Origin of the sequence: Mycolicibacterium psychrotolerans, assembly GCF_010729305.1 — a bacterium.
In the GTDB taxonomy this organism is placed as follows: Bacteria; Actinomycetota; Actinomycetes; order Mycobacteriales; family Mycobacteriaceae; genus Mycobacterium; species Mycobacterium psychrotolerans.
The window spans coordinates 1655369-1680332 of record NZ_AP022574.1; the positions used below are offsets into that span (position 1 = coordinate 1655369).

General features: G+C 68.4%; 16 protein-coding genes. 8 read left to right on the forward strand and 8 right to left on the reverse strand.

Annotated features, from left to right (window positions below; translation table 11 throughout):
* Positions 1 to 62: 62 nt before the first annotated feature.
* Positions 63 to 7532: an ATP-binding protein gene (locus tag G6N45_RS08205; RefSeq protein ID WP_163728058.1), complete on the forward strand. Its 7470-nt coding sequence runs from the start codon at positions 63 to 65 to the stop codon at positions 7530 to 7532.
* A 65-nt stretch (positions 7533 to 7597) separates the two neighbouring features.
* On the opposite strand, the gene G6N45_RS08210 is transcribed toward G6N45_RS08205, so the two are convergent.
* Complete coding sequence (locus tag G6N45_RS08210) at positions 7598 to 8398, reverse strand: crotonase/enoyl-CoA hydratase family protein (protein ID WP_163721512.1); 801 nt, start codon at positions 8396 to 8398, stop codon at positions 7598 to 7600.
* 68 nt (positions 8399 to 8466) lie between these two features.
* On the opposite strand from G6N45_RS08210, the gene G6N45_RS08215 reads away from it, so the two are divergent.
* From G6N45_RS08215 to G6N45_RS08230, 4 genes are read left to right on the forward strand one after another with little or no spacing between them, the layout of a single operon-like run.
* The gene (locus tag G6N45_RS08215; protein ID WP_163721513.1) at positions 8467 to 10116 is read left to right on the forward strand and encodes a medium/long-chain-fatty-acid--CoA/3-oxocholest-4-en-26-oate--CoA ligase; all 1650 of its coding nucleotides are present in this window, start codon (positions 8467 to 8469) and stop codon (positions 10114 to 10116) included.
* 28 nt (positions 10117 to 10144) lie between these two features.
* The gene (locus G6N45_RS08220) at positions 10145 to 11266 is read left to right on the forward strand and encodes an NAD(P)H-dependent flavin oxidoreductase (protein WP_163721515.1); all 1122 of its coding nucleotides are present in this window, start codon (positions 10145 to 10147) and stop codon (positions 11264 to 11266) included.
* Positions 11267 to 11286: 20 nt separating this feature from the next.
* The gene (locus G6N45_RS08225) at positions 11287 to 12120 is read left to right on the forward strand and encodes an amidohydrolase family protein (RefSeq protein WP_163721517.1); all 834 of its coding nucleotides are present in this window, start codon (positions 11287 to 11289) and stop codon (positions 12118 to 12120) included.
* Positions 12117 to 13694, forward strand: coding sequence for an acetolactate synthase large subunit (locus G6N45_RS08230; RefSeq protein WP_163721519.1), 1578 nt, complete (start codon positions 12117 to 12119; stop codon positions 13692 to 13694). The genes G6N45_RS08225 and G6N45_RS08230 overlap by 4 nt, the downstream gene beginning before the upstream one ends.
* A gap of 6 nt (positions 13695 to 13700) precedes the next feature.
* Here G6N45_RS08230 and G6N45_RS08235 read toward each other — a convergent pair whose 3' ends face one another.
* Genes G6N45_RS08235 through G6N45_RS08265 form a run of 7 tightly spaced genes read right to left on the reverse strand, consistent with a single transcriptional unit; the run spans position 13701 to position 22654 of the window.
* Complete coding sequence (locus G6N45_RS08235) at positions 13701 to 14387, reverse strand: LpqN/LpqT family lipoprotein (protein WP_163721521.1); 687 nt, start codon at positions 14385 to 14387, stop codon at positions 13701 to 13703.
* Positions 14388 to 14442: 55 nt separating this feature from the next.
* On the reverse strand, positions 14443 to 15600 hold the full coding sequence (locus G6N45_RS08240) for a 3-ketosteroid-9-alpha-monooxygenase, oxygenase component (protein WP_163721523.1): 1158 nt from the start codon (positions 15598 to 15600) through the stop codon (positions 14443 to 14445).
* Positions 15597 to 17153, reverse strand: coding sequence for an FAD-binding protein (locus G6N45_RS08245; RefSeq protein WP_163721524.1), 1557 nt, complete (start codon positions 17151 to 17153; stop codon positions 15597 to 15599). Before G6N45_RS08245 ends, G6N45_RS08240 begins: the two co-directional genes overlap by 4 nt.
* Positions 17146 to 18786, reverse strand: a complete 1641-nt coding sequence (locus tag G6N45_RS08250; RefSeq protein WP_220100593.1) for a steroid-22-oyl-CoA synthetase — start codon at positions 18784 to 18786, stop codon at positions 17146 to 17148. The genes G6N45_RS08245 and G6N45_RS08250 overlap by 8 nt, the downstream gene beginning before the upstream one ends.
* 29 nt (positions 18787 to 18815) lie before the next feature.
* A complete protein-coding gene (gene fadD17, locus G6N45_RS08255; RefSeq protein ID WP_163721528.1) occupies positions 18816 to 20339 on the reverse strand; it encodes a long-chain-fatty-acid--CoA ligase FadD17 in 1524 nt (507 codons plus the stop codon).
* 10 nt (positions 20340 to 20349) lie between these two features.
* On the reverse strand, positions 20350 to 21459 hold the full coding sequence (locus G6N45_RS08260) for an acyl-CoA dehydrogenase family protein (RefSeq protein ID WP_163721530.1): 1110 nt from the start codon (positions 21457 to 21459) through the stop codon (positions 20350 to 20352).
* A 13-nt stretch (positions 21460 to 21472) separates the two neighbouring features.
* Entirely contained in the window at positions 21473 to 22654 is a 1182-nt protein-coding gene (locus G6N45_RS08265) for an acyl-CoA dehydrogenase family protein (RefSeq protein ID WP_163721532.1), read from the reverse strand.
* 169 nt (positions 22655 to 22823) lie between these two features.
* Here G6N45_RS08265 and G6N45_RS08270 point away from each other — a divergent pair, with 169 nt between their 5' ends.
* The 3 genes from G6N45_RS08270 (at position 22824) to G6N45_RS08280 (ending at position 24962) form a co-directional block, all read left to right on the forward strand.
* On the forward strand, positions 22824 to 23015 hold the full coding sequence (locus tag G6N45_RS08270; protein ID WP_163721534.1) for a ferredoxin: 192 nt from the start codon (positions 22824 to 22826) through the stop codon (positions 23013 to 23015).
* A gap of 13 nt (positions 23016 to 23028) precedes the next feature.
* Complete coding sequence (locus G6N45_RS08275; RefSeq protein ID WP_179965296.1) at positions 23029 to 23937, forward strand: 3-oxoacyl-ACP reductase; 909 nt, start codon at positions 23029 to 23031, stop codon at positions 23935 to 23937.
* A 260-nt stretch (positions 23938 to 24197) separates the two neighbouring features.
* Positions 24198 to 24962, forward strand: coding sequence for an MlaE family ABC transporter permease (locus G6N45_RS08280; protein WP_048418483.1), 765 nt, complete (start codon positions 24198 to 24200; stop codon positions 24960 to 24962).
* Positions 24963 to 24964 lie beyond the last annotated feature (2 nt).

A 24964-nucleotide genomic window follows, 5' to 3' on the forward strand; every position in this document is an offset into this window, starting at 1 on the left:
GGACCTTGACCGTGTGGTGAATTCAGCCCTCCACCATCGCAGAGGTGAGTAGCCTTTCTTCGGTGGAGCTGGGGGTTCTGGGCCCTCTGCACGTCCGGCAGTTCGGTCTTCCGGTCGCGATTCCGGGCGCCAAGCCACGGGCCATCTTGACGATGCTCGGGTTGTCGGGCGGTGCCGTCGTTCCCGGGGACACGCTCGTCGAACTGCTGTGGGGGACGGATCCACCGCGCACCGCGGCGAAGGCTCTGCAAACGCACATCTCGGCGCTGCGTCGCGCGCTGGGTGACGGCTTCGTGCTCACCCAGGGCACGGGATGGACCGTCAACACGCCCGAGATCGACGCTGTCCGCTACGGAACGGCCGCTGCACTGGGCCGTGAGGCGATGGCCGCCGGGGACGCCGGTCACGCGGTGGCCCGCTTCGACGAGGCGCTGAGACTGTGGCGCGGCGCGCCGGAAATGCCCGACAGCCGGCGCGGGGCCGCGGAGAGGATCCGCTGGACCGAGGGGCACGCCGCTCTGGTAGAGGACCGCGCCGATGCATTGCTGGCGACGGGCCGGTCCGCGGAGCTCATCGGCGAACTCGAAGCCGCGATCGCCGAGGCCCCGCTGCGCGAGCGGCGTTGGGGCCAACTGATGCTCGCCCTCTATCGGGCCGGCCGGCAAGGTGAAGCACTTGCTGCGTATCAACGGGTCCGCGCACTGCTTGCCGACGAGCTGGGTGTCGACCCGGGACCGGAGCTGCGTAGGCTGGAGTCCAAGATCGTCGTCCAAGACGACTCACTCGAACTGCCCGTCTACCAGAATGTTTCGTCCGTCATGCGGGCGGTGACGTTCCTGCTCACCGACATCGAGGGGTCAACCGCGGCGTGGGAGCACGATGCCGACGCCATGGCAGTGGCGCTGGCCCGCCACGACGAGGTCGTCGGGCACGTGGTCACCTCGCGCGGCGGGCGACTCATCAAGACCCGTGGCGAAGGTGATGCGACGTTCTCGGTGTTCGACCGCCCGTCGGGGGCGGCTGCGGCTGCCGTCGAATTGCAGGAAGCCATCCGCCGCGAACCGTGGGCGCTCGCCGAACCGATGCGGATTCGGATCGCCCTGCACACCGGCGAGGTGGAGTTCCGCGACGGCGACTACTTCGGTCGCGCGGTCAACCGGGCCGCTCGCCTGCGGTCGCTGGCCGACGGCGGCCAGATCCTGTGCTCAGGGGCGACAGCTGAACTGGTCATCGATTCCCTGGCCGACGACGTCGTTCTGGCCGATCTCGGCACGCGTCAGCTGAAGAACCTCGCCCGCCCGGAGCACGTGTTCGAGCTGCAGCTGCAGAGTCCCGATGACTCCCGTCCGCCCACGGTCGATGCGCCCGTCGAACGGCCGGTCATGCCCGTCTTGCTGGCTGGTGCCGGCCCGTTCGTGGGCAGAGCCGGCGAGATCGAGCTACTGCTGGCCGGATGGCAGACGACACTCGACTCCGGAGCGCGAGCGGTACTGATCTCGGGCGAGCCCGGCGTCGGGAAGACGCGGCTGGCGGGGGAGTGGTCCCGTCGGGCGTATGAGGAGGGCGCCGCCGTGCTGTACGGCCGCTGCGACGAGGACCTCGGCGCGCCGTACCAGCCGTTCGCCGAGGCGCTGCGATCGCTGCTGCCGTGCGTAGGGCCCCAGCGGTTGCGCGGCCTGCGCGGGATCGAGGCGCTCCTGCCACTGGTTCCGGGCTTGCCTGACGTGCTTCCCGAGTTGGCGGCGCCGCCGCGCGCCGACCCCGACACCGAACGCTATGCGCTCTTCGACGCGGTGGTTGCGGTGATGGGCGCGGTGTCCGCGAGCACACCCGTGATTCTCGTCCTCGACGATCTCCATTGGGCGGCCAAGCCGACACTGTTGCTGCTGCGACACCTCCTCCGTTTCGGCGAGCACGCACGCGTGCAGATCATCGGGACGTACCGCAGCACCGACCTCGATCGGTCGCACCCGCTGGCCGCGATGCTGGCCGACCTGAACCGCGACGGCATCGCCAACAGGCTGCAGCTCGGCGGGCTCGAGCGCGACGATGTCACGGCGTACCTGGCCGCGGCGGGTTATGACGACGAAGACCTCGCCCGAGCGCTGGCCTCGGTGACCGGCGGCAATCCCTTCTTCCTCATCGAGGCGCTGCGGCATGTGGACGAGAGCGGTGGTCGCTGGGATCCGAGTACTCTGCCGCAGGGTGTCCGAGAAGCCGTGAGTCGCAGGCTGTCTCGTCTGTCGGTCGAGACGAACAAGGCCCTCGGCGCGGCGGCCGTCGTGGGCAGCCGGTTCGCCGTCGACCTGGTCGAGCGGGTGATGGACCAGGATCTCGTCGATGCGTTCGACGAGGCGTGCAAAGCGGGCATCGTCATCGAGGAGCCTGGTGGGCTGTACCGCTTCAATCACGCTCTCGTGCGGCAGTCGCTCCTCGCCGAACTGGCGTCGGTTCGGCGAATGCGACTGCACCAGCGGATCGCTGTGGCACTGGAGTCGGAGCCTGGGGCCGACGAACTGTTGGCCGAGTTGGCCCATCACTACTTCGAGTGCGCGTGGGCAGGTAATGCCGCCAAGGCGGTCGACTACTGCAGACGGGCCGCGGACCAGGCGATGGCGCGGCTGGCTTACGAGGGCGCCGCCGACCTCTACGACAAGGCGCTCCATGCGCTCGAGGAACTCGACGACGACCTGCCGGATCGCGGTGAACTGCAGGGTGAGTTGTCGATCGCGCGCTGCGAGGCGCTGCTCGCGGCGGGTGACGTCGCTTCGGCGGGGAGTGCGGTCGCGCAACTACGCCGAGCTGCGGGCGATTCCGGACGGCTCGCGGCGTGGGGTGTCTGCTTCGACGGCCAGCTCTCGTCGCTCACCGATCCGGGCCGACTGGACGAGTTCGAGTCTTCGGTCGGTGAGGCCGCCCGGACACTGGCCGAGTTGAAGGATTCGGCGGGGGAGGCCAAAGCGCACACCGTACGCGCCGGATGTCTCGCGCGGCTGGGCCGGATCGGAGACTGCGAGGCGGCGCTGGACCAGGCGTTGACGGCGGCTCGACGGGCGCGGGATCACCGCCGCGTGAACGCGGTGCTCGCCAACGCGCCACTGGCGGCGCTGTGGGGGCCGAACCCGGTGCCGCGCGCCGGCGGTCGTTGCCTGGATGTCGTCCGCCTGCTGAGGATCACGACGGGCTCTCCGATCGTGGAGGCCACGTCGACGCGCTGCCAGGCGCTACTGGACGCGTTCCGTGGGCGTGCTGACGCCGGGCGACAACTGATCGACTCGGCGAGGCGGTCGCTGTCCGAGTTGGGCATGCGGCACGCGCTCCTGGAGGTGGAGCAGTTCGCCGGCATCATCGAGTTGGTCGCCGACGAGCACGCCGCCGCAGAGCCGCACCTGCGGCGGGCTTACCGCGGCTTCCGTCGTATGAGGTTGGACGCCGACACCGCGGAGACCGCCGCGCTGTTGGCACGGGCGTGCCTGACCCTGGGACGGGATGCTGATGCCGACGAATTGTGCGCGGAGAGTGAACGTCTCGCCGGCCACGCGCTGAAGGCGTCGATCTCGTGGCGGACGGTGCGGGCACAGCTACTGGCGCGGGGCGGTGACCTCGACGGTGCTCGTCGGGTAGCGGAGGAGGCGGTCGCTCTCGCCGAGCGCACGGACGCGCTGGTGGACCACGGCGATGCGTGTCTGGCACTGGCGGCGGTATTGGTTGCCGCGGGTGATGTGGGGGGAGCACGGTCCGCGGCTGAACGCGCTCTCGAGCTATACGAGTTGAAAGGTGCTGCGGCCCTCTCTGATCAGGCGCTCCTGATGCTGAGGCAACAGCACGACTCAGCCATCCAGTCTCGTTCGGAGGTCACTGTCGTGAAGCTCGACAACGCCTGTGTGCGAGCCGGTGAGCGGGTCATTCAGGCCATCAATCGTCAGGACTGGGAACAGCTCGAGCGGCTCATCGCACCGAAGATCGAACTGGAGAGTCGCCGTAAGATCGTCGGTTTCGCACCAATGCGATTCTCGTTCGAAGGGTGGCGACGGGAGATGAGTCGCTATCTCGATCTTGGATTCAACGACTACCGCCAGACTATCGTCGCGATACGGGGTGACCGATTCGCGCTCTCCAAACTCTTGATGGATACACGCGACGACAGCATCGGTGCTCCACGAGACGAGGCCCTGCAGGTGGTGGGACTCGACGAAGATGGCCGAATCGCGTTGCAGGTCTCGTTCGACGTGGAGGATGTCGACGCCGCGCTGGCGGAACTCGAGAGTCGGCACGCACGGCTAGACGCACAACGGCGTCGACGGATGCTCGAGAACACCGCGACCCGCGCCGACGACCATGCTTACGCGCTCTTCGCCCGCGGCTGCCTCGATGAGATCGGAGCGCTGTACGCAGAAGACCTTCACATCGAAGATCGACGGCACGGGTTCTATCGCGAGAGTGACGACCGCGAAACAGCCCTCGCGAATGTCCGTGCGATAGCGGAGATCGGCGCAATGATCACCCACACGCCTCTCGCTGTGCGCGGAGATCGTCTCAGTCTCAGTCACATACGCTTCGAGGAGCATGATCGGCAGACCGGCTCATTCTTCGCTGAGTCGCTCGAGCTGAATGAGGTCGACGCCGAGGGTGTGATGGTGACCAGAATCGTGTTCGATGTCGACGACCTCGACGCGGCCATCGCAGAACTCGACAGTCGTTACGCCGCAGGCGAGGCGCGCCCACACGCCGACGCCTGGTCGATCATCGTCGAGGGTTGCGCCTTTCTGAAGTGTCACGGGACCTGGCCTATCACAGATGATTTCGTCGGCGTCGACCATCGTTCGGGCGCGACGTCCGCACCGGAGGACATGACGGCCTTCATACGGGAATCGGCGCTGGACACGCCCGGCATCGAGCTGTATGTCGAGGCTGTCCATCGGCTCGCCGATTCTGCAGCAGTGATCACCACGGTCACCATGGGGACATCCACCCAGGGGTTCGACGCCGAGTGGCGATCGATGGGTGTGATCGTCTTCGAAGGAAGGTTGATAGCTCGGACCGAGGTGTTCGATGTGGCGGATCTCGATGCCGCGCTGGCGCGGTTCGACGAGCTGAGTCGGCCGCAGCGATCGCTGGAGAACGACGCGACCCGCTGCTACGAGCGCTTCAACTCGTGCTTGGCCAGAGGCGATCGGGAGGGTTTGGCCGCGACACTGGCGGACGACTTCGTCGCCGACGACAGTCGTCGCGTCGTCGGGTCGGGTCGGGTCGGTCGTGACGCCGCGATCGACCACGTCCGGGTTCTCTCGGATCTCGGCGTCACCGAGGCGACGTCGACGATTCTCGCCACCCGGGGGAATCGTCTGGCATTGATGCGTGCTCACTTCCGGGGTCGCGACGTGCGACCCGACGCCTTCTCCATCGACGTGCTCCACCTCGCCGAGGTCGGCGAGGCCCATCGGATGACGGGGTTCGCCGCCTTCGATGTCGATGATTTCGACGCCGCCATCACCGAACTCGATGCGAGATATCTGGCTGGCGAGGCTGCACCGTTCGCGCGGATATTCTCGGTCTTCGCGCAGGGGTTCTCCGCACTGAATCGCCGTGAGATTCCGGCGACGACGACGCGCTTCGTCGACATCGACCGTCGGTCCGGAGCGGGGCTCGGCTCGGGTGACTTGAGGGCATACCTGGCGATTGCTCTCCAGGACACGGAGAACAACTGTCTGTATGTGGAAGCCGTGCACCGGCTGAGCGAGGTGGGCGCGGTCATCACCCACGTGGCGAGGGGCTTAACCTCGGAGGGGCTCGGCCTGGAGTGGCGAATGGTCGACGTACTCACAGTCGAAGGTGACCTCATCGACCGCTGCGAGATGTTCGACGACAGTGACCTCGATGCGGCAATCGCCAGGTTCGACGAATTGTGCAGCCCCGCATCCCGGCTGGAGAACTCGGCCAGCCGCGTCTACGACCGCTGGGTGGCGGCGTATCACCATCGGGACTGGATGGCCATGCAGGAGCTGATGGCGCGCGACATCATCCATGCCGACCGCCGTCGGGTGGTGAATGGCGGTGTCCAGCTGGGTCGCGAAGCGGTTATGACCAACATGAGGGCCATTGCCGCCGTCGGAGTGACGGACATCGACCCGTCCGTCATCGCGACCCGCGGGGATCGCCTCGCGCTCGTGCACCAACGTGTATCGGGTGACCGGCGGCCCTCTGCGTTCCGCTCGGACATCGTGAGTGTCGTCGAAATCAACGCTCACCATTGCTTCACTCGCGGCGTCGCCTTCGATCCCGACGATCTGGGGGCTGCTCTCGCTGATCTCGACGCCCGCTATCTCGTAGGCGAAGCTGCGCCGCATGTGCACACGTGGTCGGTTGTCATGGCGGGATATGCCGCCTTCAACGAAGGTGAACTGTCTGCTCTGACGCCCGACTTCGCGAGTCTCGACCATCGCCGCGCCGCTGCGTTCGCTCCCGGCGAGCTGGTCCGGTACATCCAGGCTGCATGGGAGGATTCACCGGGGACCAGCATCCGGGTGGAAGCTGTGCATCGGCTTAGCGATCGCGGTGCCGTTATCACGCATTTTTCGGCCGGTACATCCCGAGCGGGGTTCCACGCCGAGTGGCGGGACATCGCCGTAGCGATGGTGAACGGCGACGCCCTCGGTCGGATGGAGCTCTTCGACGCGACCGATCTCGACGCCGCGCTCGCACGCTTCGACGAACTCAGCGCCACAGGGACTCTGGAGAACGAGGCGAGCCGAGCAACGGAGCGATTCGTACATTGCTTTGCGATAAGTGACTGGGATGCTCTGACCGAAAACCTCCATAGCGAGTTCACTTTGGACGATCGCCGTCATGTAGTGGGCGCAGGAATCCGGCGCGGTCGAGATGCTGAGATCGAGGATCTTCGGGCGTTCACTGACGTCGGGCTCATGAACGCGGCGTTCACCGTTATTGCGACCAGGGGCGAGCGACTCGTGCTTTCGCGGACGACGATCGGGCAGCTAGATAGTCAGATCGGCGACGTGCACACCGACATGTTGGCGATAGCCGAGGTCGATGCCGAAAGTCGTATGACCGCGACCGTGTTGTTCGATCCGAACGACATCGACGCCGCCGTCTCCGAACTCGATGCCCGGTTCATGGCCGGCGAGGGCGCGCTGTACGCGGACATCTGGTCGCTGGTGATTAAGACCTACGCCGCGTTCAACCGGCATGAGTTGTCGAAGACGACGCCGGACTGGGCGAACATCGACCACCGGCTCGGCGTCGGATCCGCGACCGGCGAGATGAACACTTACGTCAGCGCCATGTGGGAGGTGGTGCCCGACGTCAGCACCCACATCGAATCCGTGCATCGTCTGAGCACACTGGGAGCGGTGTTCACCCACACCGAGCGCGGCACCTCGCAGGAGGGCTTCGCCGCGGAGTGGCGCGAGGTTGCGCTCCTCACCTTCGACGGAGATGCGATCAACCGCTGCGAGCTGTTCGACGAAAACGATCTGGATATGGCCGTGGCCAGGTTCGACGCACTCGGCTGATCTGGTGTGCGCTCAGATCGCGATCTCGTGCGGAATCACGATCTGGACGCACACCAGCGACTATTTCATTTCATCTGGAAGTTCGGGGCGCGCTTCTCCTTGAATGCCCGCGGACCCTCCTTCGCGTCCTCGGACAGGAACACCGGGATGCCGTTGGCGGTGTCGGGCTTGAACGCCTCTTCCTCGTGCATGCCCTCGGTCTCGCGGATGGTCTTCAGGATCGCCTGCACCGCCAGCGGCCCGTTGTTGTTGATCACCTCGGCGATCTCGAGCGCCTTGTCCAGCGCGCTGCCATCGGGCACCACGTACCCGATCAAGCCGTAGGACAGCGCCTCGGCCGCGGTGATGTGGCGGCCGGTCAGCAGCAGATCACACGCGATCGTGTAGGGAATCTGGCGTACCAACCGCACCGCTGACCCGCCCATGGGGTACAGGCTCCACTTCGCCTCGGAGATGCCGAACTTCGCGCTCTCCCCGGCCACCCGGATGTCGGTGCCCTGCAGGATCTCGGTGCCACCGGCGATCGCCGGCCCTTCGACCGCGGCGATCAGCGGCTTCTTCAGCCGCCGGCCCTTGAGCAGGCCGTCGATGCGGGACGGGTCGTAGCTGCCGTCCTTGAACGAATCACCCGGTGGCTTGGCCGACGCGGCCTTCAGATCCATGCCCGCGCAGAAGTAGCCGCCCGCGCCGGTCAGGATGCAGGTTCGGATCTCCGGATCGTCGTCGACGCGGTCCCAGGACTCGACCATGATCGAGAGCATCTCGCCGGAGAGCGCGTTACGCGCCTCGGGCCGGTTCATCGTCACGATCAGCGTGTGTCCGCGCTGCTCAACGAGGCAATCGGGCTGCTTCTGGGGTTCGCTCACGGGTGTCCGCCTTTCCGCATCGAAGACAGCGACTTGTCTGGAAATGTAACACGTTCTAATTTAGAGCCGTGGCCCTGAACATCGCCGATCTCGCCGAGCACGCCATCGACGCCGTGCCTGACCGCGTCGCCCTCATCTCGGGCGACGAGAAGCTGACCTACGCCGAGCTCGAGGAGAGGTCGAACCGGCTGGCGCACTACCTGCTCGACCACGGCGTCAAGAAGGACGACAAGGTCGGGCTGTACTGCCGCAACCGCATCGAGATCGTCATCGCGATGCTCGGCATCGTCAAGGCCGGCGCGATCCTGGTCAACGTCAACTTCCGGTACGTCGAGGGCGAACTCAAGTACCTCTTCGACAACTCCGACATGGTCGCGCTCGTGCACGAGCGCCGCTACGCCGACCGGGTGGCCAACGTCCTGCCCGAGACCCCGAACGTCAAGACCATCCTCGTCGTGGAAGACGGAACCGACGAGGACTTCCAGCGGTACGGCGGCGTCGAGTTCTACGCCGCGCTGGAGCAGGGCTCCCCGGAGCGGGACTTCGGCCCGCGCAGCGAGGACGACATCTACCTGCTCTACACCGGCGGCACCACCGGATTCCCCAAGGGTGTGATGTGGCGCCACGAGGACATCTACCGAGTCCTGTTCGGCGGCACCGACTTCGCGACCGGTGAGCCGATCGCCGACGAGTTCGGCCTGGCCAAGCAGGCGGCCGAGAACGGGCCGATGGTCCGCTACCCGATCCCGCCGATGATCCACGGCGCCACGCAGTCGGCCACCTGGATGGCGCTGTTCTCCGGCCAGACCACCGTGCTGGTACCGGAATTCGACGCCGACGCGGTGTGGCGCACCATCCACGAGCACAAGGTGAACCTGCTGTTCTTCACCGGCGACGCGATGGCGCGGCCGCTGCTCGACGCGCTGCTCGCTCACCAGGACGCGGGCAACGAGTACGACCTGTCGAGCCTGTTCCTGCTCGCCAGCACCGCGGCGCTGTTCTCCACCAGCATCAAGGAGAAGTTCCTCGAGCTGCTGCCCAACCGCATCATCACCGACTCGATCGGCTCCTCGGAGACGGGTTTCGGCGGCACCAGCGTGGTGGCCAAGGGTGAGTCGCACACCGGTGGGCCGCGGGTGACCATCGACAAGAACACCGTCGTGCTCGACGAGGATGGCAACGAGGTCGAGCCGGGATCGGGCAAGCGCGGCATCATCGCCAAGCGCGGTCACATCCCGGTCGGCTACTTCAAGGACGACGAAAAAACCCGGCAGACATTCCGTGTGATCAACGGCGTGCGCTACGCGATCCCCGGCGACTACGCCGAGGTGGAGGCCGACGGCACCGTGACGATGCTGGGCCGCGGCTCGGTGTCGATCAACAGCGGCGGCGAGAAGATCTACCCCGAGGAGGTGGAGGCTGCGCTCAAGGGCCACCCCGACGTGTTCGACGCGCTGGTCGTCGGCGTCCCCGACCCTCGGTTCGGTCAGCACGTGGCCGCAGTGGTCCATTGCCGCGAGGGCACCCGCCCGACGCTGGCCGACCTGGACGCGTTCGTGCGCAGCGAGATCGCGGGCTACAAGGTGCCGCGCAGCCTGTGGCTGGTCGACGAGGTGAAGCGCTCGCCCGCAGGCAAACCCGACTACCGGTGGGCCAAGGACGTGACCGAACAGCGTCCCGCCGACGAGGTCCACGAGAAGCATGCGGTGAACTCATGACGGGGCGAGTGCAGCGACGGGAGAAAATGTGAGAACCGAACTGTGCGATCGCTTCGGCATCGACTACCCGATCTTCGTCTTCACGCCGTCGGAGAAGGTGGCCGCGGCGGTCAGCAAGGCCGGCGGCCTGGGTGTGCTGGGCTGTGTGCGGTTCAACGACGCCGATGATCTCGAGAACGTCCTGCAGTGGATGGACGCCAACACCGACGGCAAGCCGTACGGCGTCGACATCGTGATGCCGGCGAAGGTGCCCACCGAGGGCACGTCCGTCGACATCAACAAGCTCATCCCCGCCGAGCACCGCGAGTTCGTCGACAAGACGCTCGCCGACCTCGGCGTTCCGCCCCTGCCTGCTGACGAGGAACGCTCCGAAGGCGTTCTGGGATGGCTGCATTCGGTGGCACGCAGCCATGTCGAGGTGGCCCTCAAGCACCCCATCAAGCTGATCGCCAACGCGCTGGGCTCACCGCCCAAGGACGTCATCGACCAGGTTCACGAGGCCGGGGTGCCGATCGCGGCGCTGGCCGGCTCCGCCAAACACGCGCTGCGCCATGCCGAGAACGGCGTCGACATCGTCGTCGCCCAAGGCCACGAGGCCGGCGGGCACACCGGTGAGATCGGCTCCATGGTGCTCTGGCCCGAGATCGTCGATGCCCTCGATGGCAGGACGCCGGTGCTCGCGGCCGGCGGCATCGGCACCGGCCGGCAGGTGGCCGCCGCGCTGGCCCTTGGCGCACAAGGCGTCTGGATGGGTTCGGCGTTCCTCACCTCGGCCGAGTACGACCTCGGGGTGCGCCTGGAGTCGGGCCGCTCGGTGATCCAGGAGGCCATGCTCAGCGCCACCTCGGCCGACACGGTGCGGCGACGCATCTACACCGGCAAGCCGGCGCGGCTGCTCAAGAGCCGCTGGACCGACGCGTGGGACGCCGACGCCGCACCCGAACCGCTCCCGATGCCGCTGCAGAACATCCTGGTCAGCGAGGCCCACCAGCGGATGAGCGAATCCTCCGATCCCACCGCGGTCGCGATGCCGGTCGGGCAGATCGTCGGCCGGATGAACGAGATCCGTCCCGTCGCCGACATCATCGCCGAACTGGTGTCCGGTTTCGAGGAGGCCACGCGGCGACTGGACGGCATCCGCGAGGGCTGACCGGTCTACAGTCGATCGGCATGACGATCGACGTCTGGATGCAGCACCCGACCCAGCGTTTCCTCGACAACGACATGCTGGCGTCGCTGCGCCGCTGGACCGGTGACGCCATGCCCGCGCAGGACCTGCCGATCGACCTCACGATCGCCTCGATGGACGCCGCTGGGGTCGGGTTCGGGCTGCTCAGCGCCTGGCGCGGACCCAACGGTCTCGACCTGGTCTCCAACGACGAGGTGGCCACCTGGGTACGCTCCCACCCGGACCGGCTCGCCGGCCTGGCCACCGTCGACCTCGACCGGCCGATGGCGGCCGTGCGCGAGCTGCGCCGACGGGTGCGCGACGACGGGTTCGTCGGTCTGCGGGTGGTGCCCTGGCTGTGGCGGCTGCCGCCGACCGACCGGCACTACTATCCGCTCTTCGCCGAATGCGTGGAACTCGGCGTGCCGTTCTGCACCCAGGTCGGGCACACCGGGCCGCTGCGGCCGTCGGAGACCGGGCGGCCGATCCCGTACATCGACGAGGTCGCGCTGGACTTCCCCGAGCTGGTGATCGTCTGCGGCCATGTCGGTTACCCGTGGACCGAGGAGATGGTCGCGGTCGCCCGCAAGCACCAGAACGTCCACATCGACACCTCCGCGTACACGACCAAGCGGCTGCCGCCGGAGTTGACCGCGTTCATGAAGACCCGGACGGGCCAGCGAAAAGTGTTGTTCGGCAGCAACTATCCGATGATCGGCCACACCCACGCCCTGGACGGCCTCGACGATCTGGGTCTGTCCGACGCCGCGCGGCACGACTATCTGCACGGCAACGCCGAACGCGTGTTCACCCGACTCGGGCAGGTTCGATCATGAACGGCGCCCGCGCGCTGCTCGACACCCTCGTCGGCAACGGCGTGAACGTCTGCTTCGCCAACCCCGGCACCTCGGAGATGCATTTCGTCGCCGCGCTGGACACCGTCGGCGGTATGCGCGGCGTGCTGACGCTGTTCGAGGGCGTCGCCACCGGAGCCGCCGACGGGTACGCCCGCATCGCCGGCACGCCCGCCGCGGTCCTGCTGCACCTGGGCCCCGGTCTGGGCAACGGGCTGGCCAACCTGCACAACGCGCGCCGGGCGCACACCCCGATGGTCGTCGTGGTCGGCGATCACGCCACCTATCACAAGAAGTTCGACGCCCCACTGGAATCCGACATCGACGCGGTCGCGGGCTCCGTGTCGGGCTGGGTGCACCGCACGAAGCGGCCGGGCGACGTCGCGGCCGACACCGTAGCCGCGCTCGACGCCGCCCGCCGCGGCGTGGTGTCGACGCTGATTCTGCCTGCCGACGTGTCGTGGAGCGACGGGGCCACCTCCGCCGAGCGTGAAGCTACCGTCACGTTCGGCGGCGGGCGTGACGATGGCTTCACACTCGATGACGGCGCGGTGCGCGCCGCCGCGTCGGCGCTGCGCTCCGGGGAACGCACCGTGCTGCTCGTCGGCGGTGACGCCACCCGCGCACCGGGACTGGCGGCCGCCGTCCGCATCGGCGAGGCCACCGGAGCGACCGTGCTCTGCGAGACGTTCCCGGCCCGGCTCGAGCGCGGCGCGGGTGTCCCTGCGATCGAGCGGCTCGCGTACTTCGCCGAAGCGGCCGCCGAACAACTGGCCGGAGCGCAGCACCTGGTACTGGCCGGCGCGACGTCCCCGGTGTCGTTCTTCGCCTACCCCGGCAAGCCGAGCGATCTGGTGCCCGACGGCTGCGCGGTGCACATGCTCGCGTCGCATCGCGGTGCGGCCGCGGCGCTGGAGCACCTGGCCGACGAGCTGGCGCCGGGCAGCACCGCGACAGTGGCGTCGTTGGCACGGCCCGATCTGCCGACCGGCGACCTGACCGCGTTCGCGGCGGCCGCCGTGATCGGCGTGCTGCTGCCCGAGGGGGCGATCGTCGTCGACGAATCCAACACCGCTGGTGTGGGCGTCGCTGCGGCGACCGCCGGCGCGCCGGCCCATGACGTGCTGACGCTGACCGGAGGCGCCATCGGCTACGGCATCCCGGCCGCGGTCGGCGCGGCGATCGCGGCACCGGACCGTCCGGTGGTGTCGCTGCAGGCCGACGGCTCCGCGCTGTACACGATCTCGGCGCTGTGGACGCAGGCCCGGGAGAACCTCGACGTGACGACGGTGATCTTCGACAACGGCGCCTACGACATCTTGCGCATCGAGCTGCAGCGGGTCGGCGCGACGGACGGCCACACACCCGGACCGAAGGCGCAGGAACTACTCGATCTGGGCAGCCCCGCAATGGATTTCGTGCGGATCGGCGAGGGCCTCGGCGTGCCCGGCCGCCGGGTCCGCACCGCCGAGGAGCTGGCCGCCGCACTGGCCGACGCGTTCGCCGAGCCGGGTCCGCACCTGATCGACGCGGTCGTGCCGTCGCTGCTGTCCTGACCGGCGTCAGGGCAGGATGATGGCCTGCTCGGACACGGTGGTCAGACCCGCCTCGGCGATGTCGAACTCGCTCTGCGCTGCGTCAGCATTGAACTGCACCACATAGACGCCCTCGTCGGTGGGGACCACCACCGTCGTCTGTGCCACGACCTTGGTGACGCCGTCCTTCACCCACGTGCCGCCGAGCTGATAGCTGAGGTAGTCGTCGCGCCCCCCAGGACCCGGCGCCCCGATCGGCGTCCAGCCGGCGAGGGCCGGGAGCTCGCCGGGAGCCGTGTCGATCAGCGCCTGCGGGTCGACGGCGCCGGTCAGCTTCGACATCAGCACCACGATGTTCGGTGTGTACTCCTCGGGCCGGGGCCCCCGGTAGACGACGGCGGAATAGGCCCACTCCGGAGTGAGGGAACCCGCGTCCTCCCAGCCGTCCATCGACGGCAGGTCGACGGACGGAGCGCCCGCGTCGCCACGGTGGATCACGGTCTCCTGCAGGCCGTTGGCAGTGATGTAGTCGCGAATCGTCCGGGGGCGCGAAGGAGCCGTGTTCGGCTCGGCTGCGGCAGCAGGCGGCGTGGAGGAGACGGGACCCGTCGGCGCCGACGACGACGGATCACCCTCGGTGGGCGAGCCGCACGCGGACACGACGACCGCGGCCACGGCCACCGTGGCGAACCGGACGACGGCGGTGCGGGTCATGGCTGGAATCCTGCCGCCCCCGCATCCGCCTTGTCCAGGGAAGTGGCCTTTGCAACTACTTGTTTGCTGTGTCGGTCGGCGCCGCTCTTTCCGCGGCGAGGCGCGCCAGGTTCTGTTCCACCTCCTGCTGCCAGAGATCGAAGGCGTGGGTGGTGTCGACCTCCTGCTCGAAGCGGTCGGTCATGTCGGCCGTGACGTCCGCGGCGTCGACGTAGAACTGCTGATACCAGCGCCGGTGCTGGTACACCGGGCCGTCCTCCTCGGTCAGCAACGGGTTGTCGATGCGGGTCTTGTTCTTCCAGATCTCGACGTCCTGGAGGAAGCCCTCGCCGAACGTCCGGTTCATCGCCGCCGCGAGCTTGGCGGCCTTGTCGGCGGGCAGTCCGGGCATCTCGGCGACGGCCACGCCCCACTGCAGCATGAAGGAGTGGTGCGTCACCGGGTAGTGGCAGTTGATCAGCGCCACCTCGACGGTGAACCCGGGTGCCAGGTCGTTGTGCAGCCAGTTGATCATGTAGGCAGGCCCGAAGTATGTGGCCTCCGACCTCAGATGGGTCCCCTCCCAAAGCTTCTCGGGGTCGGCCGTGTAGTCCGGCCGCGGCTTGGACTCCATGTACTGGCTGGCGGTGTGCCCTTCGATCACGTTCTTGAAGTAGGTCGGATACGCGTGGTGGATGTAGAAGAAGTGCGCCATGTCGACGTTGTTGTCGACGATCTCGCGGCAGTGCGCGCCCTCGATGAGGATCGAACTCCATTGCCAAGGCGACCAGCGGCCCTCGTCGTAGCCCTCGATCATCGGCGGGGTGAGCTCGGCCGGCGGCGTGGAACCTTCCGGGTCGTGCCAGACCAGCAGCTGGCCGTTCACCTCGGTGGTGAGCCATGCCCTGGTGCGCGCCATCCGCGGAGTCCGCTTGGCGTACGGGACGAGTGAGCATCGTCCGTCGCCACGCCATCGCCAGTCGTGGAAAGGGCACGCGATGTCGTCGCCCTTGACAGTGCCCTGGCCGAGGTTGCCCCCCATGTGGCGGCAGTACCCGTCGAGGACCTTGAGGGCTCCGGTGGAATCGGCGAACACCACCAGCATGGTGCCGAAAGCATTGACGCTGTGCGGTTTTCCGTCCCGGAACGTCTCGGCCAGACCGAGGCAGTGCCAGCCGCGGGCGTAGCGTGTGATCGCCGCTCCGGTGTCGATCTCACGGATGTGCTCGGTCATATCTGGGCCCTTCCTGTCATGTCCAGCACGGCCAGGTGGCTGAAAACCATGCTGGTGCCGATGGGGTTGCCTCCGCCGGGGTAGGCGGTGCCGCTGGGGGCGGCCATCGTGTTGCCCGCCGCGTACAGGCCGGGGATCACCGCGCCCGCGGTGTCGAGGACCCGCGCGGCGGCGTCGGTGCGCAGGCCGCCCTTGGTGCCCAGATCGGACACGCCGAACGCGGCGGCGTGGAACGGTGGTCGTTCGATCGGGACCAGCGGTGACGCGCCGCCGGAGAACGCGCGGTCGTAGGCTTCACCGCCGCGGCCGAAGTCCTCGTCGACTCCGCTGCGCGCGAACTCGTTGAAGCGGGCCACGGTGTCCTCCAGGTTCCGCGCGGGGACGCCGATCGCGGCAGCCAGGTCGGCGAGAGTGTCTGCCGTGCGCCACAATCCGGCCGACACGTAGCGCTCGGTCTCCACCATGGACACGTTCGGCGCCTTCACCGGCGGCACGACGCCTTCGCGATCGTCGTAGACCATCCAGTAGGGCGGTGTCACCGCACCGTCGGCCATCGCCGCCAGCACCGCCCGGCCCAGCCGGTCGTAGGCCGCTGACTCGTTGACGAACCGCCGGCCGTGGTCGTCGACGAAGATGCCGCCGGTGAACCACAGGGCGAAGGCCGATGTGCCGTCGGGATGGGTGAGTCCCGGCGACCACCAGGCCTGGTCCATCAGGTCGGTATCGGCGCCTGCGGCGATACCGGCCAGATGCGCCAGCCCCCGATTCGATGGCGGCCCCATGGTGTCGCTGGATCGGCCGGGCACGCCGTAACGGGATCGCATCTCGTCGTTGTGCTCGAATCCGCCGGTGGCGAGCAGCACGCCGCGGCGGGTCCGGATGGCGCGGCTGCCCTCGTCGGTCGTCACGACCGCGCCGACCACGGCGCCGTCCTCGACGACGAGCTGGGTCAGCGCGGTGTTCAGCCGCGTGGCGGCGTTGGGGTGACGGCGCAGCGCGATCAGGAAGCGGGCGATCAGCGCACGCCCGCCCACGAAGTAGTCCTCGGGCTGCGGACGGCCGAGCCGGTCGGTGTCGAGCGGGCCGCGGATGAGTTCGACCAGATCCGGTGCGGCGGCGGTCCGCAGCGGCTTGGCCGCGATGTGCCGCATACCGTCGTCGCGCGCCTTCGGGGCGGAACCGAAGTAGTCCGGCCAGGGCAGCAGCGAGAACTTCAGTTGCTCATCGGCTTCGAGATAGGCGATCAGCGGTGCGCCGCCGCGCACGTAGGCCTCCCGCAGCGATGCGGGCGTGCGGTCGCCGACGACGGCGTTGTAGTACTCCAGCGCGTCGTCGAGGGTGTCGTCGACGCCGGCGCGCTGCAGCACGGGGTTGCACGGGAACCACATCCCGCCGCCGCCGGAGTAGGCGGTGGTGCCCCCGAACCTGTCCGACGCCTCGACCAGAAGGACGTCGAGGCCCTCGCCTGCCGCGGTGTAGGCGCCGGTGACCCCGCCCGCCCCCGACCCGGCGACCAGCACGTCGGTCTCCTCGTCCCAATCACGGTCACGCATGGGATTCCCTTCCGTACGACGAGAACTCGTCGTCGAGCGCCTGCCGGTCGGCGGCGCTCATGAGCCGGTACTCCGGTTGTCCGCGACCGGCCCAGCGGTACACCGCCTCCGCGGTGTGCCAGCGCTGCGCCTGCAGATCGCGTTTGAGGATCTTGTTCGACCCGGTGGCCGGCAGGTCGGCCGACACACGAAGCAGCCGGGGGAACCCCTTGGCGCCCAGATCCTCCTGCGCACAGAGGAACGCGGCGAGCGCGGCGGCGTCGAAGGTGCGCGGATCGGCGACCTCGACGGCGGCCATCACCTGGTCGCCGGAACGCGGATCGGGCACCCCGTACACCGCCGCGGCGATGACGTCCGGATGGCGCCGCAGCACCCGTTCGATCGTCAGCGCCGAGGTGTTCTCCCCGTCGACGCGGATCCAGTCACCCCGCCTGCCCGCGAAGTACAGGAATCCGTCGGTGTCGACGTAGCCGAGGTCCCCGGTCCAATACCAGCCATTGCGGGTTCGCTCGGCGTCGGCGGCGTCATTGCGGTAGTACCCCTCGAAGTCCCGCGCTGCGCGCCGGTCGACGATCTCGCCGATTGCCTCGTCAGCGTTGCGGACCCGGCCCGTCTCATCGAGGACAGCAGGGGGACAAGGCTGAGCTGTGTCGGGATCGACGACCACCACGTCGGGGTGGGCGGGGCGGCCGAGCGCGCCGGGCGGGGCGGCCTGGTCCGGTGCCGCCACCGCTCCGCCCTCGCTGGAGCCGTAGCCCTCGAACAGTTCGGCGCCGAACCGGCGCCGGAACTCCTTCCGGTCCTCAGGGGAGGCCTCGGTGCCGAATCCGCGTTCCAGGGGGTTGTCGGCGTCGTCGGGCGCCTCCGGGGTGGCCATCAGGTAGGCCAGCGCCTTCCCGACATAGGTGAAGAACGTGGCGCCGAAGAACCGGACGTCGGGCAGGAAACCGGACGCCGAGAACGCCGGGGTCAGACACACCGTCGCGCCGTTGGCCAGCGCAGGCGCCCACAGCGCCATGAGCGCGTTGCCGTGGAACAGCGGCATGCAGCAGTAGTCGACGTCGCCGCGGTGGTGACCGAACTTGTCGGTCGCCGCGTAGGCGATCCGGGCCAGCCGGCCCTGAGTGCAGCGCACCGCCTTCGACGTGCCGGTGGTGCCGGAGGTGAACAACAGCAGCAACAGGGTGTCCCCATCGACGCCGGGGGCGGCGCCCGATGTTCCGTCACACTCCTCGAGCCGACGGCGATAGCCGTCGTCGTCGACGCGCAGGATCGCCTCGGCCGCGATGCCGTGATCCAGACCGGCGAGGCGCTCGGAACCGGCGGTGTCGGTGACGATCATCGCGCAGTCGGCATGCCGGATGTCGGCGGCGAGATCCGATGCGCCGCGGGTCGGATTGAGACCGACGACGGTTGCCCCTGCGAGTGCGGCCGCGCCCAGCCAGAACACGAAGTCCGGCACGTTGTCGAGCAGGACGCCGATGTGAAACGGCGTACCCCGGGCGTTTTCGCGGTGCAGTGCGGTCGCCAGTCTCGCGCGCGCGGCCGACTCGGCCACCACCTCGTCCCACGACCACTGCTGCTCCCGCGTGCGCAGGCCGGCGTGCCGGTCGCCGCGACGGTCGAGCAGCATCGTGGCGACGTCGGTGCGCCGGGATCCGCTCACGGCCGGACGATCTCGTGCACGGGATCATCACAGTCGGCGCCCTCGGCCGACAGCCTGCGCTTGACCACCTTGAAGGTCTCGGTGCGTGGCAGCGCCGTCGCCACCCGCACGCACACCGGCCACTGCTTGGGTCCGAGATCGGTCTGGCGCGACAGGAATTCGGCGAACGCCGACGGGTCGAAGCCCGTCGGGTCGGGCACCACCAGCGCAGCCATCACCCGGTCGCCGACCGCCTCGTCGGGAATCGGGTAGACGACCGCCTCGGTGACGTCGGGGTAGCGCATGAGGATGCGCTCGATGGGTGCGGTGCCGAGGTTCTCGCCGTCGACCCGCATCCAGTCGCCCAGGCGGCCGGCGAAGTACGCGAAGCCGTTCTCGTCCCGGTAAGCCAGGTCGCCGCTGTGGTAAACCCCGCCGCGCATGCGGTCGGCCTCGGCCTCGGGATCCCGGTAGTAGCCGCGGAACTGGCCGGGCCCCTCGGTGTTGACCAGTTCGCCGATCACGCCGGGCGGGCATTCCTCGCCGGTGTCGACGTCCAGGATCGTCACACCGGCGACCAGTGGTCCGAGCGCACCCTCCGGAGTGTCGGGCGTGCGGGCGATCGACACCCCGCCCTCGCTCGACCCGAACCCGTCGACCACCTCGACGGCGAACCGTCGCGCGAAGCGCGTCAGATCACGCGGTGCGCCCTCGTTGCCGTAGGCGACGCGCAGCGGGTTGTCCGCGTCGTCGGGCCGCTCGGGAGTGGCCAGGATGTAGGACAGTGGCTTGCCGACGTAGTTGGCGTAGGTGGCCCCGACGCGGCGGATGTCGGGGAAGAACTGCGACGCCGAGAACTTGCGCCGCAACGCGATCGACGCGCCTGCGGCCACCGCGGGCGCCCACCCGGCCATGATCGCGTTGGAGTGGAACAGCGGCATGGACAGGTAGCAGGTGTCCGTGGCGCCGAGGCCGAACCGCTGGGACAGCATCTGGCCGGGGACGGCCACCTTCTCGTGCGTGCAGCGCACCGCCTTGGGATCGCCGCTGGTGCCCGAGGTGAAGATCAACATGAACAGGTCGTCGGGGCCGGCGGGCCGGAACTCGACGTCGGCGTCGGCGTACGCGGCCACTTCGGCGGCGAACGCACAGGATTCGACGTCGACCGCCGCGATGCCATCCACCGCACTACCGCGGTCGGCCAGCACCAGCTGACAGTCCGCGTGGTCGATGTCGCGCTGCAGCGCGGCCCCTCGCCGAGTGGGGTTCAGCCCGACCGGCACGATGCCCGAGAGCGCGGCGGCCACCAGCACCGTGGAGAAGAACCTCGTGTTGCCCGCCAACACCCCGACATGGGGCGGCCGCGTCGGATCCAGGCGCGCCCGCAGTGCCGCCGCCAGTGCGGCGCCCTGCCGAATGTGGCTGCGCCAGTTGATGTACGACGGCTCCCCGGCGCCGTCGATGCCGTACACGCCCCGGTCCTCGACATCGGCCAGCGACGCCACCAGGGCGGACACGGTCGGTGCGACGGGAGTGCCCACCGAGGCCGGCTCAGGCCGGGGTGTCGGCCAGCTCGCGGCCGATGCGGAGCAGTTGCCCCGTCGCCCCGCCGAGCGCGAACTCCGTCTGCTTGGCGGCCAGGAAGTAGCGGTGCACCGGATGGTCTGTGTCGATCCCGACACCGCCGTGCACGTGCACCGTGGTGTGTGCCACGCGGTGGCCCGCCTCGGCGGCCCAGAACGCGGCACTGGCGACGTCGACGTCGGCAGGCAGATCTTCGGAGAGCCGCCACGCTGCCTGCGTGAGGGTCAGCCGCAGCCCCTTGATGTCGATGTAGCCGTCGGCCAGCCGCGAGGACACCGCCTGGAAGCTGCCGATCGGCCGGTCGAACTGCTCGCGCTCGCGCGCATAGGCGGAGGTGAGCTCGAGCGCCCGTTCGACTACGCCAAGCTGATAGGCGCTGCGGCCCAGCGCGGCGCGGGTGACGAGCCAGTCCAGCACCTCGGGACCTCCGACCCGGCGCTCGGCGGGCACCTCGGCACCGTGTAGCTCCAGCGCGCCCATGCTGCCGTGCCCGGTGGTGTCCAGCGCGGTCACCGTGACACCGGGCTCGGCCGCGGACACGACGAAAACGGCCGCACCCGAGTCTGTTTCGGCCGGCACCAGGAAGGCGTCGGCGTGCGGCCCGTAGGCGACCAGGGTGCGCGTGCCGGTCAGCGTGAAGCCCGAGCCGGTGGCCTGCGCCCGTACGGGGCCCTCGCCCATCTCGCCGTCGAGCGCGATCGCGAGGATCTTCTCGCCACCGATCGCCGGCGCCGCCCAGTCCTGCTGCAGCGCCTCGGAGCCGAACGCGGCGAGCGCGCCCGCACCGAGCACCACCGATTCGAGGTAGGGCACCGCGGCCAGCTGACGGCCCAGCGCCACCAGCACCGCGACCTCCTCCAGAACCCCGAAACCGCCGCCGCCCAACGACTCCGGCGACGTGGTGGACAGGATGTCCGCGTCGATCAGCTTGCTCCAGAGATCGCGGTCGAACCGTCCGCCCGTGTCGGGGCCGAGGCCGTCGAGTGCGCGCTGATGCTCCGGCGTGCAGATCGACTCGGTGATGGTGCGCACCAGGCCGCCGAGATCCTCGCTGGCCTCTGTGGTCGTGAAGTCCATCGGGGACGTCTCCTTACCGGTTCACTCGGGGCAGGCCGAGCGCGACCATGCCGATGATGTCGCGCTGGATCTCGTTGGTGCCGCCACCGAACGTCAGGATCAGGCAGGAGCGGTGCATGCGCTCGATGCGGCCGCGCAGCAGCGCACCCGGCGAGTTCGTCCGCAGCGTGGCGGCGGTGCCCAACACCTCCATCAGCAGGCGGTAGGCCTCGGTCGCCAGCTCGGTGCCGTAGACCTTGGCCGCCGACGCGTCGGCCGGTGACGGCGCGGCGTCCTCGGTCGAGGCCAGTTCCCAGTTGATCAGCTTGAGCACCTCGGCCTTGGCGTGCACGCGGGCGAGGTTGAGCTGCACCCACTCCGAGTCGATCAGCCGGTTGCCGTGGACGTCCTTGGTGTTCTGCGCCCACTCGCGGACGGCGTTGAGCGCCAGGAAGATGGGTTGCGCGGAGACAAGGGCCACCCGCTCGTGGTTGAGCTGGTTGGTCACCAGCTTCCAGCCGGCGTTCTCCTCGCCGACGAGGCTGGTCACCGGCACCCGGACGTCCTGGTAGTAGGTCGCGCTGGTGTCGACACCCGCCATCGTGTGCACCGGCGTCCACGAGAAGCCCTCCGCCGTGGTCGGCACGATCAGCATCGAGATGCCGCGGTGCTTCTTGGCTTCCGGGTTGGTCCGCGCCGCCAGCCACACGTAGTCGGCGTAGGCGATGAGCGACGTCCACATCTTCTGGCCGTTGATCACGTAGTCGTCGCCGTCGCGGACCGCGGTGGTGCGCAGCGAGGCGAGGTCGGTGCCTGCACCCGGCTCGGAGTAGCCGATCGAGAAGTGCAGTTCACCCGCGGCGATCTTGGGGAGGAAGAACTTCTTCTGCTCATCGCTGCCGAAACCCATGATCGTCGGCGCGACGCTGTTGATCGTCAGGAACGGGACCGGGACGTTGGCGATCGCCGCCTCGTCGTTGAAGATCAGCCCTTCCATCGGCGGACGTGCCTGCCCGCCGTACTCCGTCGGCCAGGACAGCGTCAACCAGCCGTCCTTGCCCATCTGGGCGACGGTCTCGCGGTAGACGTTCCCGCGCCCCATCTCGCCGTCATTGCTCGCCAGCGCTTCGGCGCGCTCGGGCGTCATGAGCTTCGAGAAGTACGCGCGCAGTTCGCGACGCAACTCCTCTTGTTCGGGGGTGTAGCCGATCCGCATCGCGCGTCCTCACTAGTCTGCGAGCCTGTATCCCGGTGCCATCCCGGATGCCCATGCGAACACCTCAGGTCTTCCCCGGTTGTAACACGTTCTAGTCTTGGGGTCCAGGGTGGTGTCACACTGGGCGCTGCGGATCGGCCCGACAGCGAAGGACCGTCAGGAGGTTGTCATGCGAGTGGAAGTGGATCGTGACCGTTGTGAAGGCAACGCCGTCTGCGTCGGAATAGCCCCCGACCTGTTCGAGCTCGATGACGAGGACTACGCGGTGGTGAAGGCCGACCCCGTACCCGCCGGGGAGGAGGCCGTGGCCGAGCAGGCCGTCGCCGAGTGCCCCCGCGCCGCCCTGATCCGACACGACTAGAGGTATTCATAAGTTGACCGACATCGATCTGTCCGGCCGCGTCGCGGTCGTCACCGGCGCCGCCGCCGGCCTGGGCCGCGCCGAAGCCATCGGACTCGCCCGCGCCGGCGCCATGGTCGTCGTCAATGACATCGCCCCGGCGCTCGACCGCTCCGACGTCCTCGACGAGATCGCCGGTGCGGGCTCGAAGGGCGTCGCCGTCGCCGGCGACATCAGTGAGCGCTCCACCGCCGACGAACTGGTCGAGACCGCCGACGGACTCGGCGGCCTTGGCATCGTCGTCAACAACGCCGGTATCACCCGCGACCGCATCCTGTTCAACATGACCGACGAGGAGTGGGATGCGGTCATCGCCGTGCATCTGCGCGGCCACTTCCTGCTGACCCGCAACGCAGCCACCTACTGGCGGTCGAAGGCCAAGGCCGGCGACGGGCAGGTGTACGGGCGGATCATCAACACCTCCTCGGAGGCGGGACTGTCCGGCCCGATCGGGCAGCCCAACTACGGTGCCGCCAAGGCCGGGATCACGGCGCTGACGTTGTCGGCGGCCCGCGCCCTCGGCCGCTTCGGCGTCCGCGCCAACGCGATCGCCCCCCGCGCCCGCACCGCGATGACCGCGGGCGTGTTCGGCGACGCGCCCGAACTCGGCGACGGCGCAGTGGACCCGCTGTCGCCGGAGCACGTGGTCAACCTGGTCCGATTCCTCGCCTCGCCTGCGGCCGAAGCCGTCAACGGACAGCTGTTCATCGTCTATGGTCCGACGGTGACGCTTCTCGCGGCGCCGACGGCAGAGAAGCAATTCAGTGCCGACGGCGACGAATGGGACGCGTCAGCGCTTTCAGCGACCTTGCAGAATTACTTTGCTGATCGCGATCCAGAGAAGAGTTTCTCTGCGGCGATGGGACTCGGGGATCGAGACTGACAGTCTTGGTTGTCAGTGCTTTCGATCGACTAGAACGTGTTCTAGAATGACCTGCATCACACCCGCTCTGAGCTGGGTGGATATAAGAGCTTGAGCAGATTTGCCGGACTTTGACACGGCGAACGTGTTCTAGTTAGTATGATCCGGCTCACGAAGAGCAGTGCTGAGCACAAGGGTGGGATTCCGTCGCGGACGGCTTCGTTACATGAGTTCGCCAACGCGCACGTCGTCGGTGCCCTGGACCGAGATCGGAGCAGAGGTTGATCGAACAGCTTGCGGCGCCCGCGCGGGCCGTGGGCGGGTTCGTCGAGATGTCGTTGGACACCTTCGCCAAGACCTTCCGCCGCCCGTTCCAGTTCCGCGAGTTCCTCGATCAGACGTGGATGATCGCCCGGGTGTCACTGGTGCCCACGCTGCTGGTGGCGATCCCGTTCACCGTGCTGGTGGCGTTCACACTCAACATCCTGCTGCGCGAGATCGGCGCGGCCGACCTGTCGGGCGCCGGCACCGCGTTCGGCACCATCACCCAGCTGGGCCCGGTGGTGACGGTGCTCGTGGTCGCCGGGGCGGGCGCGACGGCGATCTGTGCCGATCTTGGCGCGCGCACGATCCGCGAGGAGATCGACGCGATGCGGGTGCTGGGCATCGACCCGATCCAGCGCCTGGTCGTGCCCCGCGTGCTGGCCTCGACGTTCGTGGCGCTGCTGCTCAACGGTCTGGTGTGCCTGATCGGACTGTCGGGCGGCTACGTGTTCTCGGTGTTCCTGCAGGGAGTCAACCCGGGCGCGTTCATCAACGGATTGACCGTGCTGACCGGTCTCGGGGAGTTGGTGCTCGCCGAGATCAAGGCGCTGCTGTTCGGTGTGGTGGCAGGGCTCGTGGGCTGCTACCGCGGGCTCACGGTCAAGGGCGGCCCCAAGGGCGTCGGCAACGCGGTCAACGAGACCGTGGTCTACGCGTTCATCTGCCTGTTCGTGATCAACGTGATCATGACGGCGGTCGGGGTCAGGGTGCTGGCGCGGTGATG